Below are 20,270 nucleotides of genomic sequence, written 5' to 3' on the forward strand. Positions count from 1 at the left end.
ATGCGCTTATGAAATCAATGGCCTTTACCCGCAAGGAATTTATTAGAAACTCTACGTTAGCACTTGCGGGTTCTACACTTATACCAGCAATGTTATTTGCAGAAAACCGCCATAAAATGGTGAACCAAAACCTATTGAGCGACTCCGCAATTCAAAAAAACTATACATTAAAAAATGTGTTGCTAGAAACGGGCTTTGAGTACGATACTGATGGCCATGTGATTTCAACAACGACAGGCCTATTTTCTATTCAGATTGCAAACGGAAAGATCAAGGCTATAAGTTCCAATATTAATGCTTTCCATGCTATCGACGCAAAAGGGCTTTTGATGCTACCCTCTTTCCGCGATATGCACATCCATTTGGACAAAACCTATTATGGTGACAAGTGGCAGGCAGTAAGGCAAAGGACCGGAGGTGTAAAAGGCATGATTGCCCTCGAAGAGAAAATTCTGCCCGAACTATTAAAAAATGCAACCTATAAAGCAGAAAAGCTGATCGAACTATTACAAGGTAACGGTACTACTTTCGCACGCAGTCATGTTAATATCGAACCGACATCCAAACTAGACGCTTTAAGTAAGCTACAACTGGCACTGGAAAACAAGAAAGATGGATTCGGGGCTGAACTGGTTGCTTTTCCGCAGCACGGTGTATACTATACTGACTCGGTTCGCTACCTTAAGGAAGCCGCCAAAACCAATATTGATTTTATCGGTGGAGTCGATCCATTTTCCATTGATGGAGCTATTGAAAAAACAATGGATTTTACGGTTCAGCTGGCATTAGATCATAACAAGGGAATTGACATTCATTTGCACGAATCGGGTGAATCAGGCTTGAAAACCGTAGAATACTTAATTAACAAAGTGAACGAGAATCCAGTTCTTAAAGGTAAGACCTACATCAGCCATTGTTTTGTATTGGGTCGATTGGAAAAATCCAAACAACAAGAAATGGCAGTAAAACTAGGCGACGCACAAATTGGCATTATTTCTACAATTCCATTCGGTGGATTAATTATGCCAATCCCAACCTTACTAGAGAACAACGTTGAAGTGATGACGGGAAATGACAGTATTGTAGACCATTGGAACACATTTGGTACGGGTAGTGTCTTACAAAAAGCCAATCTTGCAGCTCAGGTTTATGGCCAAACAACTGAATTTGGCTTATCTCGCATGCTCAAGCTTGCCACTGCTGGCCCCACTCCTTTGGACGACAAAGGCAATATGCAATGGCCCAAAGTCGGAGATAGTGCAGATATTGCCTTACTCGAAGCCAGCTGTTCCGCAGAAGCAGTTTCAAGAATATCGCCAGTGAAATCGCTGATCTATAAAGGAAATATTTCCTTTATAGATCCTACGCTCGGCCGCCTATTAATTTCTTAAAACGTTTTATAATCCACGGTTCAATACGATCACTTAAGAAATAAGCAAGTGCTAGCATCAGCATTACAACAGCCGAAAGGAGCACGTATTTATTGATATACAGATAGAGCTGATTAAAAATGATAAACCCTATATGCTGGTGGATTAAATACAGGGGATAGGTCAACATGCCAATTTTAACAAACTTGGACGAATTAATAAACTGAAGTTTTTTACAGGAAACCAGTAACATAAGTAAGTAAAACACGACAATGGCGGTCCCAATGATATAAGGAGAAAAATCACTATGAAAAGTACGCTCCAGCCAGTGAATCCGACCAATAGCGCTGTCGATCGAAATGTACAAGCACCAAAGTAGGGCGATCATATGCTTTGCTTTTACTCCATGCAAAAAAATTTGGCAACATATAATTCCCGCAATAAAGTAGGCACTCCAATCGAGTAAAAAAAACTCGTGGAGTCCATCATACATTTCGGACGGTCCGAAAAAAAAACGTAGACTTGACAATAGCAGCCAAAAATAAACCAGGTAATCTAATCCTACTCTTTTAAATTGATTTAGAATCAGGAATAAGACTATGACCAGGTAAAATTTCAACTCAACATAAAGTGACCAGTAGGCACCATCTACATCGCCTTGTCCCCATAATTTCTGCGTCATCGTCAGATTGGCCAGTAACTGAGTAAATGTTACATGATAACGCGGCGCGCCAAAAAAATAGGTAATCACACAGGTCAGCAGCAAGCAGATCCAATACATAGGGTACAAGCGCTTAAATCGAGAATAGCAGAATTTACGCAACGATAGATGCTTGATAGAGAAAGCGATCACAAAACCGCTGATGATAAAAAATAGGTCGACGCCCAGATAACCATATTTGACATAGTCACCAACGCCATCAAAACGTAAAAGAGACATATTTCCAGCAGCAGCCCCGCGATACATATAATGATAAAACACTACTGCTGATGCTGCAATAAATCGAAACAGATCGATTTGATAAATTCTTTTGGACTCCAACATTTGGCTGCAAATATACGCGGTTTCTCCCATCTACTCAACTTTATAACATCATCATGTGACTTCTGCTCATTGCATTTAGCGCAGTTGCTAATTAACTTTACTAGAGTTTAATCCAATAAAATAGAGGAAATTATGAAAAAGAACCTATTTATACCCCTCACTGCGCTTGTAGCCATATGTTTTGGAAATCAAGCCAAAGCCCAAGTGACGGCAACCTCCCAACCTGTTACTGTAAATATCAACTTGACAGATGCCATTTCAATCACCCTAGGTGCAACCCCAACAGTTAATTTTACGTATACAACTGCGGCTGATTATACTGCTTCAAAAACTATTGAGAAAGCAGGTCATTTTACGGTCGTGAGCAATAAACCGTATAACCTCACTGTTGCGGCAACTGCCGCATTTACGCCTGCAGGGGGGCCCGCCTTGGATATTGTAACGGTGAATGTACCTTCCGCTTCGGCCAATGGGGGTACTCCAGAAGCGAATGTACCATTAAGTACAACCCCGGCCGCTTTAGTCAACGGTTCGACTGCAACCACGGGAGCTAGCTATACCGTGGATTATACTATAGCAGATCCTGCATCGCTTTTAAATCTTGGTGCATCGGCCTATAGTACAACAGTCACTTATACCGCAACACAACTCTAACTGGAAAGATAATTTTATCCGTGAGATATTATTTAACACTATTCGTCATTTGTATCTGTAATACCCTGATCTATGGACAGGGTATTTCGATTTCTCCATCCCGCATTTTTTTTACTGGCGATCCAGGGCAGACAGTTTCTCAGATCATTACATTTAGCAACACCTCGAACACTGAACTCTATTTTGTCGCCCATCTTAAAGATTGGGATCGCGATTCGATTGGGGTAAAAAAATATTATTCTCAAGGCCAAAAACCGCAATCAAATGCGGCTTGGCTCACGCTATCGGAAAATACGGTACGTTTGGCTCCAGGAGAGACCAAATCGGTAAATCTTTCCATGACTATCCCAAAAAACCCAGGCTCCCTGCAGCTAACCAACACGATGCTCTTCTTTACACAGGTGAAGGAACAGAAAGCTGCACTCCAAAATGGTCTTCATATGAACGTACTAATCGAAGTAGGCATCCAAATTTACCATACCCCTTCAGGATTAAACCCCGGGGATCTGGAATTCCTTGCTTTCGAGGACAGGCATGTCATTCCAGGTCAGACAGGTCAGCCGGTTCGCCGGATGGACATACACGTTAAAAACACAGGGCAGATTAATAAGGATGCCTATGTGCGCTTTGAGCTGACCAATACAGAGACAGGCGAAGAAATACCCGTTAAGACTGTCGCTATTGCGATGCTCCCCCACTCGGATCAATGGGTGCAAATCGACCTTCCAGAGAAACTTGTCGCAGGAAATTATCTCGCCGTTGCAATATTAGATGCCGGTAGCCAATATGATTTGAAAATTGCAGAAAAAGAGATTACATATTAAGTGGAATTTTGTGGTATATTTCCTAGGCTTATTAAGCCTATATGGATATAGTACTTATGGGCAGACGACATCTCTCACGCTGCCTCAAGCCAATATACAGGCTAGAACCGACTATAATACAGCTATCAACGCTGGCACTTATACCAGTGTAATTACCTTACTTCCTTCTTTTTCAGTAAAATCCAATACCTCAATTTTTAACAGCACCACTAGTGGCAGTTTTCCAGTCGGTGCAGTGCATATGAAACTTTCGAGTATTGGTAGCCTTGTATTACTTGGCTTAACAGGAAACAATGAAGTTGCCCTATCACCCGGGGGCGGTTTACTCTATACGGCGGTGGCAAGTGTTGCTTCCGGTGCGATAGCCGCCAATGCACGCATTTTTACAGCAGGGCAGACTTGGACGGCAGGGGTATTTACTGATGCTGTCAGCTTTTACACGCAAGGCCTGTTGGCGGGGTCAATCTCTCCCGCCAGCTTCACGCTATCCATCAACGTACCCGGATTTATCAGTCCTCCAGGCAACATAGGAAAAACAACTATCATGGTAAACAATCTTAATTTTTATCGTTCTGCTAATGGAATCACTGCCAGTCAAATTATACTGGTATCAAGTACCGTACCTTATATTCCTAGTGTCAGGACTGGTAACGCCCAATTTAATTTTAACACAACCTTTCCCTACAACGCCTTGCCTGTTCCACCTGTCTCAACAGTGAGCGCCGCACTCAGCGGAGTCGGAACAGCAACTGCCACCAATTTGTCGACCAACGATCAGGCGCTTACAAGCGCTGCCGGAATAGCTGTCCCTACCAATAACAGCAGCTCAATCACACACACATACACCATTAGCAACACGTCCCTAAAAAATAACTTTAAACAAGCCGGAACTTACACAGTTCCTCTCACCTACACTTGGAACAAATTATCTTCAGCCTATCCTACAGCTCCAGTGCAGGCGCAGGCTACTGGCAGCTTGAATATTGTGGTCAGCGACCTCGGAGAAATAATCGCAAATCAGCAATCCGTTAATCTTCCTTTTACTACGACCAGTAATTATATTAACGGTGTCAGTACGAATATGGCTACCCACTTAAAGCTGAGTAAGACCACACCCTACAACTTGTATGTACGGGCCACTTCTTCTAGTTTTACCTCAGGAGTCAATAGCATCCCGTTAAGTGTTTTGCGTATCGGTCCAATGGCTGGGCAAACTGGAGTAAATACAGTTACGCTATCCACAACAGCTCAACAGCTTATCCAAAATGCCGATCCTATCATCGATCGAACACTCGATATGCAGTACAGCATCCCCGCATCGCAGACTAGCAATCTTCTGGGCAAACCTGCCGGCACATATACCGCGAACATCGTCTATAGCTTTGTCGCTCCCTAAAATCTTTTAATACCGACTTTGCGCCTCTGATCCCGGTAGCGCAAGGATGGTAGCTCAATCAATCCTTCGGCGTTTATTTCTACTTCGCAATTCGAATTTTCAATGACAAAAGGCATTCCTTCTGTTTCGACCGTCAGCCTATAAAAACCGATAGGCAGATAAAAAACATATTCTCCCGCTTCGTTGGTCAAGGTGTTATATTTCTTGCCCTGCCTATCATTCGCCGTAATTCTGATACCGCTCAAATCAGGCTTAGACTCCAAGTATTTACTGGCAACTAATTGTATATTCCCTTTTACAGATTTTGTTTTGACCAGCGGGATGTCCATCGACTGATTTTTCGTCAGTACAATGGTCGATGGTCCCTGAAAAATCCAGCCTTGATGGTTTTCTGTACGAATGGAAAAAGAGCCCGCTTCCATGTCAACAAACTTGACTCGTCCCTTTTCATCTGTTATGGCAACTTCCTTTCCGACGCGAATCAGCATAGATTCTACGAGTGGTTCGTCATTCTCTCGAATGCCATTGTTATTTCTATCATCAAAACAGGTCAGCTGCAAACGATACCCACTAACGTGGCCCCTATGACCAAAACTCTTTTCAATTCCAATTCTGATTTGTCTGTTATTAAATGAATACCGATCTAGTGGCTGCTGCACAGGAGAAGTCACTGGATCGGTCTTAAAAAGCAGCTTACCTTTAATAAAGGTATAAAAGATATCTGCAGTGAGGTTCCAGCTATTCTTCATCCGCCAACGGACGTTCCCATTTAAGGAAAAATTATTACTTCTCGAAAAGCCGTAATAACTATACATCGCTGCAAGCTGAACTTGTAAATTATGTGCAAATGCGTCAAAGTGCGTGTTTGGTCCTAGTGAATACATCCTATAGTTAGCATTCGCATAAGTAGCGAAAAGATCACTCAAATAATAGGGGTTGATCTGCACAAACGTGTTAATCCCAAAAAGCGCGTGATCATAATTACCTGATACACGCAATGAATGAAAAGGAGCGATAGGCAGTTCAGCTGTATTTTTATAGGTGTAACCATAATCTGTATGCAGCGAGAAGCGATGGTTCTTGGTAAAAAAATTAAGATCTGCAACAGTTCTTAACGAACTGGACTTCCAGTTTGCCGCATCAGTTCCCAATTCCAACCAACTGTGGTAATCTGCAAATTGATTCATCCAATAAGGTCTTAAATCAACCTTTATTCGCCCGAGCGCAGTACGATATCCAAGCTCATAAATTTCAATTCGACTGCTGCTGCTAAAAAAGTAATTCCTATCTCCAGCTTGGTAACTGGGCCTATTATCCATAAAACTCATCCTAACGGAGACACTCTTCGTTTCCTCGAGCGGAATGAGGACACGTGAGTCCGACTGCAAGAGCCCTCTTCTGAGGCCTACATAATAGGGAGAACTGTAGTAATTGTTACTGGAAACCTGGAAGCCGGCGAATATTCCAGTATAATTTATGCCGGCGGCCAAACCCGTCTGATGCCCGTCAGCATCCAGCTGTTCGATACTAACCCCACCTTCCCAGAGGAGGTGTTGTTTTTCGCTCCAGTCTTTATAGCCTTTTCCACTAAACAGATGGTTTCGGACAGTTCGGTAATTATCTTTGCTGTGCAAATAGACCAAGCTACTTTCTTGATTTTTTTCTGATTTAAAAGCATACTTAAGTCCTAAAACCCCACCCCGGTGGGAAAAAGTGTTCATCTCATTCCAAAGGAAATAATTGTTTTGAACTGCATATGCGCTAATCGAACGCAACTTATCAAATTTATAGCTTGCTCTCACTCCACGACCGTTCACATATTGATCTAGATTTTCGTAAATATTACCAGCTTTCACCCCCCATTTTTCCGTCTGATAATTCAAATAACTATCATATATATTGAACACGCGTTGGCTTCTAAAATAGTCCATGTTCATACGATAGGTCAAGGATTTCTCATTACCTAGCCCAAGATTTCCATATCCCTGAAGCTGGTAAATGGCTATATTCTGATCCATATTAAGATAGCGTAAGGCAAACATATTGTTGTAAGGCTGATTCTGTAAGCTCATCGCTGAGCCGAACCTCGTTACGTTTCCTACGGTCAGGATATGTATACTGCAGGTCGCAAGCTGCTTGCCCCCTGCTTCGAGCGCTGTTACCGTCAGGTTAACATCTGTGGCAATCCTTTTTGTCCGCATACGGGCTGTAAAGGTCAATAACGACTGTTCTCCAGCAGGCAATGTCATCGGTAAAGTTTCACCCACGATCTCCATTTCGGAAGGCAAGTTAGCAAACTGCAGCTGAAAAGTAAGCGGTATTAAACCTGTATTGACGATGCGCACCATAAACTGTGTCAGTCCCGTTGACTGATCAATAAAATACTCTGGTTGTTCAGGCTGAATCAATAGTGATGCCTGAAGATCCAGTTTTGTAAAAAAAACTCGGCCTGGTTGTATATTTAATGAAATCTCCTCCGAATTGAGCTTGATGCTAAATTCTTGTCTTGCTTCGGAGATCGTCTGCCTATCACTTATGTATTTTAACGGAAAAGTTTTAGTTTCATGGGGTTTCAGCGGTATAAATGGTGGTAATTTTATTAATCCCTGCAAAACTTTCGTATCATTAGCCTCGGGATAGAGTTCAATGGCTCTATCCATGTAGTTGACAATGGTTAACTTATTGGAAAAGGTTTTGGATGCTGAGATAGAGATGGAGTCGTATTCGAAATGGTAGGCAACATCATATCGTTGCTGACTTTTAGCTATGGATAAGAAAAAAGCCGAGCTGCAGAAAAGAAACGCAAAAATCAAATGGCTTCTTATTGACATAGCATATCATTCAAGTAACCATAAAAATGAGGCTAAAATTATTGAGATCGAAATTTAGGCAGTCACATGTTCATGTAATGAATTATCAAGCATTCAATTGCGCAATCAATTCACCTTTGCTATTAATCTGAAACTTTCTATAGATTCGTTTGATGTAAATACGGACAGTGTCCAATGATATGGCATATTTTTGGGCAATCATTTTATAGCTGAGGCCTTCAAGAATACCATTGGCGATCTGTAATTCCCGCGCAGTAAGTAAATTTTCCGATTGTTTGGCACTAAAAGCCTGCTCAATTAAAGCGCGATTCACAAAAGGGCTAATAAAAGAACCATTTCCCAGAGTCATTGCTATTGCATTTTTTAAAGATTGAAGACATGTCTTCTTTAACATATAACCCACAGCGCCCTGCCTAAAGCAACTACGTACCTTCTTGATATCACAATTATTGGTCAACACTAGTATTTCAGCACTTGGAAATACACTTTTAGCACGTTCAACAATTAAACTATCCGGATGATCAATATCCACAATCATCACATCCGGCACTTGATCGCATGCTGTAGTTGCAAGTGTCCCCTGATCGAAAAGCACCTCTATTGGTATAGCTGATTCAGATTTATTTTTTTTCGAGATGATCTTTTTTGTCTCTGCCCGTTCTTGCTTATCTATGTCAATTATCCCAACTGTAATCATGATATTTTACAATTTATTAAACTGAAAATTATAGGATCTCTTTTAAAATATCATAATCTAACTCCAAAAAACAATTGTCAAACATATAAACAATTGCAACCTTTAATTATTTTTAAAGAAAAACTACACCTAAAATAAAATTTGAAAAAGAATTAAATTTTGATATTTAGATATAAAATTAATAATAATTTATATTCTAAGCAAAAACAAAAAGAGAAAACGAGCGCCTACAATATAATATTTATTTTCTAAGAACTCATATTTCACTCTAAGAAAAATATCAATATTTCATATTTCAGGGGTTTTTAAAACCATAAATCGTAGGTTGTATTTTTAAGAATCTTATTTATATTTGACAAAAAAAATCCAATGAACCACATCTATATCTTTCTGTTTATTAATTTCTTAACTTTAATACCCAATTGTCTTTATGCACAAAGCACTGGATGGGAAAAAGTCAACAAACAGCTTGAAACAGTTAGTGGTGATTCTGCACGCATATTAGTTTATTACAAAGTCGCATCAGAAATTTATAAGAGTACCCCTCAAGACGCGCAGGAGATTGTATCCAAGGGACTAGATCTGGCGGAAACAAAGAAATTTGAGGCATTGGCAATTGACCTGCTCAACCTCCAAGGAGTTATTTACCTGAAATTAAACAACTTTGACGAAAGTATTAAAACCCACTTTAGGGTGCTCAAAAGACGAGAAGAGCGAAATGACAAAAAGGGGATGATGCTTTCTTTCTTGAATATTGGCAATGTATTCAATAAGAGTTATGATCCAGAACAAGCCTTAAAATATTACCAACGCGCATTAGATCTGGCCAAAGAAATTCATGATATTCGAAATCGTGCAAACATATCGACCAATATAGGCAATATTTATGCGCAAAAAGCACTAAATGGTGAGCAAAAGAAAGATGTATCCAATGCGATCGATTATTTAGTTAAAACAGTTGAATTCTGTAAAGCAAACGCCCCGGAGGTTGACCTGTTCAATACCTACATTTTATTGAGCTACCTTTACCTAAAAGCAGACAAACTCGAATGGAGCACATACTATACCGATCTTGCCATCAACATTACTTCAAAGAAAAAAGATCCCGTAGGTGAAAGTTATGCCAGGATCAATCGTGCAAATATCTACGTTAAAGAAAAACGCTTTGATTTGGCTACACAAGAAGTTACCCTCATTAAAAGCATCATTGCTAAAAGTGGGCTTAGCAATCTAACTGAAGAACTTCAAGGTGATTTTGATAAAATAGCGAAGGCTGTTAAAGAGCAAGATGAACATTTAATTCTCAGCGATCAAGATAGTTCGGATCGAAAGTTCCATGAAGATGCTGAGGTCTTACGTGTAAGAATTAGGGAAGAACTTCGGGAGAAATATGAAAGCGAAAAGAAAGAGCTCGAAAATAAAAATCTAATATTGGAAAACGCTTCCATCGAACGTGAAGCACATTGGGTAAAATTGATGTGGCTGGCCACCTTTTTTGTTCTATTAATCTTTTTTGTGTTGGTTCTGCTATTGGTCAAAAAGAACCGGTTATTACGGAAAGAAAAACAAAAGGTCGATGATCAAGCTGCTGAGATCAGGCATCAACATGAAGAACTGGTTCAGGCAGACCGATTTCGATCTACTATATTTTCCGTCGTATCCCATGATCTTCGAAGTCCTTTATCAACTTTTCAAGCGCTACTTTCTGTATCAAAAATTGTCGATCTTCCAGCTCACGAAATCAAAAGCATGTTAATTACTATTGGTAATCAAGTCACTACAGCGTCCAAAATGCTCGACAGTTTACTCGTTTGGTCTTCACAGCAGATGGCGAATGAAAAGCTTGACATGCAGGAAATTGTACCATTTCAAATTGTAAAAGAATGTGAGGAGTTGTTCATTGATCGGATTAATCTAAAAAATTTAGTTATAGATGTCCGTATTTCCCCGCAATTGACCATTCGTAGTGATCTTAAACGATTTGAATTTATCATTCGAAATATCTTCAACAACGCAATCAAATTTAGCTTTAGTGGCAAATCCATTGTTTTTAATCAGCGTGAAACCGATAGTGAAGTTCTTATATCGATTACAGATCAGGGTGTAGGAATGGACGAGCGAAAAATTACCGCACTTAAAAGTATGCAGAAACAACAAACTAGTTTAGAAGGCACATTTGAAGAAAAGGGTGCTGGTATCGGTTTAATGCTCTGTCATGAGTTTGCAAACCGAATGGGCTACTCGATTACAGTGGAGAGCAGCGAAGGTTTTGGAAGTACGTTTACCCTTCATATCCCTAAATAGCATTCTGCNNGCAGAATGCTATTTAGGGATAGTTAAGAGCCTTTAACAATTCTTTTCAAATACTCTCCATAACCTGACTTACAGAGTGGCGCAGAAATTTTCAGTAGCTGCTGCTTATCAATGTAACCCATTCTGTAGGCAACTTCTTCTATTGCTCCTATTTTCATTCCTTGCCGCTCCTCTATCACTTGCACAAATTGGCCTGCTTGCATGAGAGACTGGATCGTTCCGGTATCCAACCAAGCTGTACCACGATCAAAAATGCCGACCTTTAATTTACCGCGGCGTAGATACTCTTTATTGATATCTGTTATCTCCAGTTCGCCACGGGGGGAAGGTGCTATATTTTTTGCGATACTAACCACTTCGTTATCATAAAAATAAATTCCCGGAACAGCATAATTTGATTTCGGTAATTGCGGCTTCTCTTCAATAGAAATCACATTATTTGTTTCATCAAATTCAACTACTCCATACCGTTCCGGATCCTGCACTGGATAGGCGAAGACCACTCCGCCATCAGGATTTGAAGAAGACTGCAATAACTTTGAAAGTCCAGAGCTGTAAAATATATTATCCCCTAAAATCAGGGCTACTTTATCATCACCAATAAATTCTTCTCCCAGCAAAAATGCCTGTGCAAGCCCGTCTGGACTAGGTTGCTCTTTATATTCAAAACGGCAACCTAATTGCGATCCATCACCTAATAACTTTTCAAAGTTAGGTAGATCCTGTGGAGTGGATATGATCAAAATTTCACGTATTCCGGCCAGCATCAAGGTAGACAACGGATAATATATCATGGGTTTATCATATACGGGCATCAATTGTTTACTTACAGCAAGCGTCAGCGGATGCAATCGCGTGCCTGAGCCGCCAGCCAATATAATTCCTTTCATTTTAATGTTATTTAGGGAAGAAGACTTTACGATACTAATGTCTACAAAGCCTCTTGCTATCGTCAATCTATTTATCTTTAAATTCTTCAGTAAGCATGTTGCCCAAACTTATTTTCCAGTCTGGAACTTGTATTCCAAACGTACTTCTTATTTTTGATTTATCAAGCAAGGAATACATCGGCCTACGAGCAGGCGTCGGATATGCAGTGGTTGGAATTGACCTGACTTCACAGTCGAACGAACGGAAGTCACGTATTGCTACAGCAAAGTCATACCACGAAATTTCGCCTTCGTTACTATAGTGGTAAATACCAGCTTTCCATTCGGCAGAATCCAAAACTTTCAAAATTACTAGGGCTAGATCTTTTGCATAAGTGGGACTCCCTATTTGATCGCTGATTACGTTAACTTCATTTCGCTCGGTCATTAGGCGGGACATGGTTTTTACAAAGTTTTTACCATAGGAGGAATACACCCAGGAAGTCCGTATAATGATTGCTTCAGGATGCCATTTCTGAATGGCCAGTTCCCCTGCAAGCTTAGTTTGTCCATATACGTTGATGGGATTAGTGGTCGCATGCTCAGTCAAAGGAGAAGCAGATGATCCATCGAAAACGTAATCTGTAGAAATAGCTATAAGTTTGGCATTATGGATACGGCAGTATTGAGCAATCTCTTCACAAGCTAAATGGTTGACCAAATTTGCCGTAACCTGATCCGTCTCAGCTTTATCCACCGCTGTGTATGCTCCTGCATGAATAATCAAATCGGGTTGATACATCCCCAAAATTTGCTGTATGATCTGAATTTGATCCAATGGCAATTGCTTTCGATCTAAGAAATAACACTCATCTACTGTATTATACAGTAAAAGATCTTTTAGTTCCGAACCAAGTTGACCTGAAGCTCCTGTTATAACAATTCGCATATCATCTAAATTAATTTCAGGCGCAATTTTTCAAACGATTGTGCTTCCTGATCCTTTTGTGAGAGAATCATTTCTTCATGGGGTATTTGCCAGTCTATAGCCAATTCAAAATCTAATGGATTTACGCCATCTTCCGATTCTTTGTGATAGTTATTATCACATTTATAGAAAAAAACTGCATGTTCTGATAATACAGAGAAGCCATGTAAAAAACCTCTCGGAACAAATAGCTGTTTTCTATTTTCAGCTGAAAGCTCCACAGTAATATGTTGTCCAAAGGTGCTTGATCCTGGACGAACATCGACAGCAACATCCAGCACTTTTCCTTCCACGACTCGAACCAACTTAGCCTGAGCATGATCGCCGGCCTGTAAATGTAGCCCCCTCACGACACCAAACTGTGATTTGGATTGATTGTCTTGCACAAAATGAGGTTTATAACCAAGTATTGCTGTTAGCTTTGTCTCATTAAATGACTCAAAAAAATAACCTCTTTCGTCTTCATAAACTGTCGGTTCAAGTATAAAACATCCTTTCAGTTTTGTCTCCGTATACCTCATGCTTATGCGTCTTTATATTGATTGTCATAATATTTTTTATAATCGCCCGACGTCACATGCTCCAGCCATTCCTGATTAGATAAGAACCAATCTATCGTCCGCGACAAACCTTCTTCAAAAGTTACTGAAGGATACCATCCCAATTCCTTATTGATCTTGGTTGCATCAATTGCATAACGCAAGTCGTGTCCGGGACGGTCTTTAACAAAAGTAATTAATTGCATCGAAGAGTCTTCTTCACGTCCCAATTTCTCGTCCATTTGTTTACATAGCTCTTTGATCAGATCTATATTTTGCCACTCATTGAATCCACCTACATTATAAGAGTCACCATTTTTACCCTCATGAAAAACGAGATCGATAGCTTTTGCGTGATCAATCACATATAACCAATCGCGGGTATATTTTCCATCACCATAAACCGGGAGAGGCTTATTATTTAAAATATTATGAATGCAAAGAGGAATCAATTTCTCCGGGAAATGATTAGGTCCATAATTGTTTGAACAGTTTGTTAAAACAATAGGTAAACCGTAAGTATCATGATAAGCCCGGACAAAATGATCCGAACTCGCCTTCGAAGCGGAATATGGTGAATGGGGATCATATTTTGTTTCTTCCGTAAAAAATCCCGTATCGCCAAGCGCACCAAATACCTCATCGGTAGATACGTGATGAAAACGTTTCCCTTCAAAATTATTCTTCCAAATTGCATTGGCTGCATTCAATAAATTGACCGTTCCAATCACGTTGGTCATCACGAAAGCCGTTGGATCAACAATCGAACGGTCAACATGAGACTCCGCTGCCAGATGGATAACTCCATCCGGCTGATATTTTTGAAAAATATCCAAAATGAGCTGCTGATCCGTAATATCTGCTTTAACAAAAGTATAATTTGGTAAGTGCTCGATATCTTTTAAATTCTCTAGATTGCCGGCATAGGTCAATGCATCCAGATTGATAATTTGATATTCTGGATACTTCAACACAAACTCACGTACAACATGTGAACCTATAAATCCGGCCCCCCCGGTAATTAAAACTGTTTTATTCATATAATGACTCTCGATAGTTTAGACCATTCGCCTACAAGTGATAACTTTGCTAAATAGTTCGTTAAAATTAGGATGATTTTTGTGAATTGACAAGTTTTAATCCATAAGTAAACCGAATAAATCAAAAAAGCTCTCAATAAGAGAGCTTTTTTGATATCGTATCAGCAAACTAAAATGTTAACTGCCTAAAATAAAATTTACAACACATTCTTTACCAATGAATATACGGGTACCTCTATAGGTTCCCCATGAACTAATTCGATTTCTTTCTTATCCGCGACCGTGTCCAACACTTCATATTCCGAATTCTGAGATTTAAACTCTGGGACTACTTCCTTCATCGCAGCGACAAGGCCCATAAAATCGGGCAGCAGTGTATCGGCATCCAAAATCTGTTGGCAGATGGCATTAATACGATCCGCTTTAAGTGAAAGTTCATCATGATTTACTTTTGCGATCATGATTTTTGGATGATGTGTTTTCACAGTATTTTCATTGTTTGCCAAAAGTTCTTCATAAATCTTTTCTCCGGGGCGCAATCCAACAATTTTGATGTCAATATCCTCAGGGTAACGGTACCCCTTTAATTTGATCATCCGTTTGGCCAAATCGATTATTTTAACAGACTTGCCCATATCGAATACAAAAATCTCACCTCCTTTCCCCATCACACCCGCTTCTTGAACGAGTTGACAAGCTTCAGGAATAGTCATAAAGAAACGCGTGATGTCTGGATGCGTTAACGTCAACGGACCTCCCTCAGCCATCTGCTTTTCAAATAGCGGTATAACCGAACCATTTGACCCGAGTACATTACCAAACCGAGTGATAATAAAGCTTGTATCAGACTTACCGCTACAACTACTCACATAAATCTCAGCCATACGTTTGGTGGCTCCCATAACATTGGTGGGGTTTACCGCTTTATCTGTGGATACCATGACCATCTTTTTTGTACCATATCGCATACAGAGATCCGCAACGATTTTACTCCCTAATACATTAGTTTGGATGGATTCGTAAGGATTAGCTTCCATCAACGGCACATGTTTATAAGCCGCTGCATGGAACACCAAATCAGGTTTATACTCGTCAAATATCCGTTGCATAAATGCAAAATTCCGTACATCCCCAACGACGCAATGCAAATGCTCTGCAAAGGTAGCCTTAATAGATTGCTGTACATCATAAATTGCGGACTCTGCCTGATCAAGCAGGATCAACTTCTTATAATGCCTTCTTGCAATCTGTCGAGCTAGTTCCGAACCAATAGATCCAGCTGCACCTGTTACTAAAATAACTTTACCACGCATTTCGTCTTCAATTTCTGGATGATCTAACTTAATCGGTTTACGCCCCAATAGATCTTCTATCTTTAACGGCCGAATTTCACGTTTGGCGCCGGAGTTAAGTAATATCCGGGCTGGTGGCATTATTTTCAGTTCAAGCCCAAGATTTTGAAACCAATCTGAGACGTATTCCAGCCGTTCGGGATCGTTATTTTCAACCGCAATGATTACCTGAGTAATCTGGCATTTCTCCACAAATTCTTTCGTAATTTCGGTAATATCTTTAATTTTTAAACCTGCCAAGCGCTTACCTATCCGTGATATTTTATCTTCGACAAAAGCGACCACCTGATACTTCGTCCGCTGGTCTTCTTTTAAGAGAGAAAACGATACTAGCCCTGGTCTAGAAGCACCAAATATCAACACATTCTCCCCTTTCCTACCCGGCAAAAAAAGATATTCATAGATAGTCCGATAGATTACACGCGCCCCCACCATAATGACCAGCAAAATTGTAGCCTGCATAGTCAATACGCCATACGACAATCTAAGATAATCTCCCGCCAAGGTTCCTTTATCAAAGATAGTTTTGATTATAAACGTGAAAATCATCAACAGGATATAGGCGGATCCCACCGTTTTAAATATTTTAATAGTGTCACGAATGCCTGTTTGTCGAACAATCCCTCGAAAGGTGTCGTAACACAAGAACATCAAGAGGTAAATTGGCAATATAACGACAACTTTTTTTAACATCAATTCGATATCAAATACTCCCTTGAAGTTGTTGACCACATAATTAGAAAACACATAGCTTGCAAACACAAACCACATGTCGATCATTAAAATGACCCATCTTGGATTGTCCTTTCTCAGGCGCCTTCTTAAATCTCCTAGAGAACCCATCATAGCTTTTTCTCTTATTTTATTAAATGTTACTGACCGTGTCTGCGACAAACGGACACTATCTGATATGGCTTTGTTATAATATTTTATAAAGGAAATGCAAGATAGTTAAATTTTCGCACTCAAATTGCTCCTACGATAAAATATCATTAAAAAGAACCCTATTCATTCGATCAATTTATCATCGTGGACTAAGCAACTATTATACCGAAACTGTTACATTCAAAAAATAATAACATGAATAGATTATAATTCATAGAACAGCGCATCATATTTAACAGATTAGACTTACAAAAAATAATTCTCTAACATCACTTGTCGGAAATTTATAGCATACCATTCGACCTTATGCATATCAATATAATTATTGGCATATTGTTTGTAATAGGTACCTCGTAGTCATGGAAAGGAATTTGTAACTTACCCTTCACTTTATATAGCTTGAAACGCCACTCCTTTACTGCACTATTTGCACAACAATAATAAGATTTGCATCATGGGATTTTTTAGTAATTTGTTTGGGAAAAAGACTTCATCAATCCGCTCTTTAGCGCAGTTGGAATTTTTAGAAGTAGACATGCACAACCACCTGTTACCAGGTATTGATGATGGAAGTAATTCTGTGCAACAATCCTTACATTATATCCAAGAGCTGCAGCGTTTAGGCCTTAAAAAGTTTATCTGTACCCCACATATCATGGCCGGCGTACATCAAAACACCAAGTTTAGTATTGAACACGCGAAAGATTCACTGGTGGCGGGATTAAAGAAATCTGGCAATGATGTGGATATATTCGGCGCAGCTGAACATATGATTGATGAAAATCTTTCTTTATTGATCCGTGAAAATGAGCTCTGCGTGATGCCAGGCGGTTATGTATTGATTGAAATGTCTTATCTATCCGAATCGAAAGCTTTGTTTCATACCATCTTAAATATTCAAAAATTAGGTTACAAACCTATTCTAGCTCATCCTGAACGTTATAATTATTACCATAGCAACTTTAACATTTATAAGCAGATCAAAGATGCAGGCTGCTTACTCCAATTAAATCTACTTTCCTTGAGCCGATACTATGGGGTCGATGTTAAAGCCATCGCGATGACCCTATTAAAATCCGGTATGTATGATTTTGTCGGTACCGACCTCCATCATCAACGTCATCTTGATGCTTTAAAAAATATAGTTGAAAAATACCCCATTCGTGAGATGTTAAGAACTTCACCCATCTTAAATGAAACACTTCTTGATCATATCGATCAACATAAAGGTCAAGTGATCGCTGTATAAACGGCAGATACAATCACTATAAATTATTTATAAACATGTTTTAAAATAATCTATTGTCTTTGACAATCCCTCTTCCAGTTGGATCGTGGGATTCCAGTCCAAGCAATTCTTGGCAACTTCAATATCAGGCTTCCTTTGTTGTGGGTCATCTTGAGGTAATGGCAAAAACTTAATCTTCGATTTTGAACCGGTTTGTAAGATCACCTGTTCCGCCAATTGAAGTATAGTAAATTCATTGGGGTTACCTATATTTACTGGCCCTATAAAAGATGGTTCTGCAGCCATCATTCTTATCATTCCATCCACCAAATCATCTACGTATTGAAAACTTCGGGTCTGATTTCCTTCGCCATAAATGGTAATATCTTTATTTTGTAAGGCCTGCATAATAAAATTGGATACTACTCGCCCGTCCTGCGGATGCATGCGTGGACCATAGGTATTAAAAATCCGGACGATCTTTATCGCAATATGATGTTGCCGATGATAATCCATAAACAACGTTTCGGCACATCGCTTTCCCTCGTCATAGCAGGAACGGATACCAATAGGATTCACATTTCCCCAATAGCTCTCGGGCTGTGGATGGATGTGTGGGTCGCCATATATTTCACTTGTAGAAGCCTGTAAAATACGTGCATTTACCCGCTTTGCAAGTCCAAGCATATTGATTGCCCCCATAACGGATGTTTTAATCGTTTTTATCGGATTATACTGATAGTGAACTGGGCTGGCGGGACAGGCAAGATTATATATTTCGTCCACCTCAGCAAAAAAAGGTTCTGTCACATCATGCCGCACAAGCTCGAAATACGGGTTTTTCAACAGGTGAACGATGTTAGATTTATCCCCAGTGAAGAAATTATCCATACAGATGACTTCATTCCCGTCCTTAAGCAAACGTTCACAAAGATGTGAACCTATAAATCCAGCTCCTCCCGAGACTAGTACTCTTTTTTTTAGGTTATACATAAATTAGTGATTTATACTGTCGAATTTTTAATGGTTAGACGGCTTATTCAAAAGTGGCACACGAAAGCCGAAACGTGAGCCAATATGCTCTTCCGACTCGAAAAAGAAGACCCCACCGTTTTGTTGGATAAAATGGTAAACAACCCACAGTCCCAAACCCTTACCTTTCTCCCGCATAGGCGTAATCTTACCTTCTTCCATAATTTGGGCTTGTAGCTGACGCTGTGCATCCAAGCTCATTCCCACACCTGTATCAATAAATTCGACAACAGCATCATCTTTATCGCGATATAAATTGAGCTTGATCAGGGAATCTTCGTGGCTAAACTTCACAGCATTGATCAAAAGATTCCTCAACATACTTTTCATGATATCCACATCAAAAAAGATCTGCAAACTGGATTGTAAGGTTAATTGTATGTCGATATTTTTCAACTTGGCTGTCGGTTGAAGCGTCTCCACTACACCTTTGATCATTTCATCAAACTCAATTTCCTGGGGCATGTAACTTAGCACACCCAAACTATTTTTAGTCCATTTGAGCAGATTATCCAAAACACTAAAAAGTTGCTCAGCGATATCATTACCCGTATTGACCATATCTGCATACCCAGTATTGCTGCTTTCGGGGCTCATGGTCAAAATATTTAAAATCATTTTTAATGAAGATATTGGACTTCGGAGATCATGTGCCAGAATAGCATACATTCTATCCCGATTTAATATTGCTTCCTGAAGCTGTGCCGTCTGTTTGGAAATGGTATTGCCCGATTCAATCAGCTTAACCTGATGTTTGATACGTTGAAGCAATTCCTTCTTATTAAAGGGCTTCGAAACATAGTCAACACCGCCGCTGTCAAATCCACGCACAACATCATCAGCAGATTTTAAGTTCGTGATAAACAATACTGGAATATGTTTATACTGTTCCATGGATTTCAACTCCGCTGTCAGATCAAATCCATTTGTTTCGCCCATGACAACATCCATTAAAATAAGGTCGATTCGATTATTTTCCAAATTTTCGAATGCTCCTCTAGCACCCGAGGCAGAGAAGACGTTGAAATGTTCGCGTTCTAAGATTTCTTTTAATACAAAAAGATTTAGCTCAGAATCCTCTACGACGAGAATATTATACGTTGAAAAATCAATTTCCATAGATCATTATAACTTAATTAGATATTATATAGAAGGATCCAATCATTTTTTACCATTCATAAACCAATATTACGTTATTAATTGCTGC

16 protein-coding genes are annotated in these 20,270 nt (G+C 39.7%); 6 read left to right on the forward strand and 10 right to left on the reverse strand.

Translation table 11 applies throughout. From position 1 onward, the window contains the following. The first annotated feature begins 8 nt into the window (after positions 1–8). Positions 9–1,391, forward strand: coding sequence for an amidohydrolase (locus B3E00_RS12270; protein ID WP_293938575.1), 1,383 nt, complete (start codon positions 9–11; stop codon positions 1,389–1,391). On the opposite strand, the gene B3E00_RS12275 is transcribed toward B3E00_RS12270, so the two are convergent. Next, the gene (locus B3E00_RS12275) at positions 1,363–2,445 is read right to left on the reverse strand and encodes an acyltransferase family protein (RefSeq protein ID WP_209579419.1); all 1,083 of its coding nucleotides are present in this window, start codon (positions 2,443–2,445) and stop codon (positions 1,363–1,365) included. The two genes, B3E00_RS12270 and B3E00_RS12275, sit on opposite strands and share 29 nt — an antisense overlap. A gap of 102 nt (positions 2,446–2,547) precedes the next feature. Between B3E00_RS12275 and B3E00_RS12280 the strand changes: the two genes are divergently transcribed. The 3 genes from B3E00_RS12280 to B3E00_RS12290 are packed head-to-tail and all read left to right on the forward strand — an operon-like array spanning position 2,548 to position 5,289. Next, on the forward strand, positions 2,548–3,069 hold the full coding sequence (locus B3E00_RS12280; protein ID WP_209579418.1) for a hypothetical protein: 522 nt from the start codon (positions 2,548–2,550) through the stop codon (positions 3,067–3,069). A gap of 20 nt (positions 3,070–3,089) precedes the next feature. After that, positions 3,090–3,893, forward strand: a complete 804-nt coding sequence (locus B3E00_RS12285; protein WP_293938577.1) for a hypothetical protein — start codon at positions 3,090–3,092, stop codon at positions 3,891–3,893. 10 nt (positions 3,894–3,903) lie between these two features. Next, positions 3,904–5,289 carry a hypothetical protein gene (locus tag B3E00_RS12290; RefSeq protein ID WP_293938579.1) on the forward strand — a complete coding sequence of 462 codons (1,386 nt, stop codon included), beginning with the start codon at positions 3,904–3,906 and terminating at the stop codon, positions 5,287–5,289. Here the strand turns inward: B3E00_RS12290 and B3E00_RS12295 are convergent. Together B3E00_RS12295 and B3E00_RS12300 are read right to left on the reverse strand one after the other, a co-directional pair. After that, positions 5,286–8,120 (reverse strand): MSCRAMM family protein, encoded by a 2,835-nt coding sequence (locus tag B3E00_RS12295; RefSeq protein WP_293938581.1) that lies wholly within the window; start codon positions 8,118–8,120, stop codon positions 5,286–5,288. The genes B3E00_RS12290 and B3E00_RS12295 overlap by 4 nt on opposite strands. Before the next feature lie 85 nt (positions 8,121–8,205). Continuing rightward, positions 8,206–8,817, reverse strand: coding sequence for a LuxR C-terminal-related transcriptional regulator (locus B3E00_RS12300; RefSeq protein WP_293938583.1), 612 nt, complete (start codon positions 8,815–8,817; stop codon positions 8,206–8,208). A 369-nt stretch (positions 8,818–9,186) separates the two neighbouring features. On the opposite strand from B3E00_RS12300, the gene B3E00_RS12305 reads away from it, so the two are divergent. Then, entirely contained in the window at positions 9,187–11,121 is a 1,935-nt protein-coding gene (locus tag B3E00_RS12305; protein ID WP_293938585.1) for a tetratricopeptide repeat-containing sensor histidine kinase, read from the forward strand. Between the two features lie 32 nt (positions 11,122–11,153). Here B3E00_RS12305 and rfbA read toward each other — a convergent pair whose 3' ends face one another. From rfbA to B3E00_RS12330, 5 genes are all read right to left on the reverse strand, one after another. Continuing rightward, on the reverse strand, positions 11,154–12,020 hold the full coding sequence (rfbA, locus tag B3E00_RS12310) for a glucose-1-phosphate thymidylyltransferase RfbA (RefSeq protein ID WP_293938587.1): 867 nt from the start codon (positions 12,018–12,020) through the stop codon (positions 11,154–11,156). Between the two features lie 67 nt (positions 12,021–12,087). Then, a complete protein-coding gene (rfbD, locus tag B3E00_RS12315; RefSeq protein ID WP_293938589.1) occupies positions 12,088–12,948 on the reverse strand; it encodes a dTDP-4-dehydrorhamnose reductase in 861 nt (286 codons plus the stop codon). A 5-nt stretch (positions 12,949–12,953) separates the two neighbouring features. Then, on the reverse strand, positions 12,954–13,508 hold the full coding sequence (gene rfbC, locus B3E00_RS12320; RefSeq protein WP_293879689.1) for a dTDP-4-dehydrorhamnose 3,5-epimerase: 555 nt from the start codon (positions 13,506–13,508) through the stop codon (positions 12,954–12,956). A 2-nt stretch (positions 13,509–13,510) separates the two neighbouring features. Further along, the gene (gene rfbB / locus B3E00_RS12325; protein ID WP_293938591.1) at positions 13,511–14,566 is read right to left on the reverse strand and encodes a dTDP-glucose 4,6-dehydratase; all 1,056 of its coding nucleotides are present in this window, start codon (positions 14,564–14,566) and stop codon (positions 13,511–13,513) included. Between the two features lie 197 nt (positions 14,567–14,763). Beyond that, the gene (locus tag B3E00_RS12330) at positions 14,764–16,764 is read right to left on the reverse strand and encodes a polysaccharide biosynthesis protein (RefSeq protein ID WP_293938593.1); all 2,001 of its coding nucleotides are present in this window, start codon (positions 16,762–16,764) and stop codon (positions 14,764–14,766) included. A gap of 493 nt (positions 16,765–17,257) precedes the next feature. Between B3E00_RS12330 and B3E00_RS12335 the strand changes: the two genes are divergently transcribed. Next, positions 17,258–18,052 carry a tyrosine-protein phosphatase gene (locus tag B3E00_RS12335; protein WP_209579406.1) on the forward strand — a complete coding sequence of 265 codons (795 nt, stop codon included), beginning with the start codon at positions 17,258–17,260 and terminating at the stop codon, positions 18,050–18,052. A 27-nt stretch (positions 18,053–18,079) separates the two neighbouring features. Here the strand turns inward: B3E00_RS12335 and B3E00_RS12340 are convergent, their stop codons facing one another. Both B3E00_RS12340 and B3E00_RS12345 read right to left on the reverse strand, forming a co-directional pair. After that, the gene (locus B3E00_RS12340) at positions 18,080–19,024 is read right to left on the reverse strand and encodes a UDP-glucuronic acid decarboxylase family protein (RefSeq protein ID WP_293938595.1); all 945 of its coding nucleotides are present in this window, start codon (positions 19,022–19,024) and stop codon (positions 18,080–18,082) included. A 27-nt stretch (positions 19,025–19,051) separates the two neighbouring features. Continuing rightward, positions 19,052–20,182: a hybrid sensor histidine kinase/response regulator gene (locus tag B3E00_RS12345; RefSeq protein ID WP_209579404.1), complete on the reverse strand. Its 1,131-nt coding sequence runs from the start codon at positions 20,180–20,182 to the stop codon at positions 19,052–19,054. Between the last annotated feature and the right edge of the window lie 88 nt (positions 20,183–20,270).

This window comes from Sphingobacterium sp. UBA5996 (assembly GCF_002429765.1).
Classification (GTDB): domain Bacteria; phylum Bacteroidota; class Bacteroidia; order Sphingobacteriales; family Sphingobacteriaceae; genus Sphingobacterium.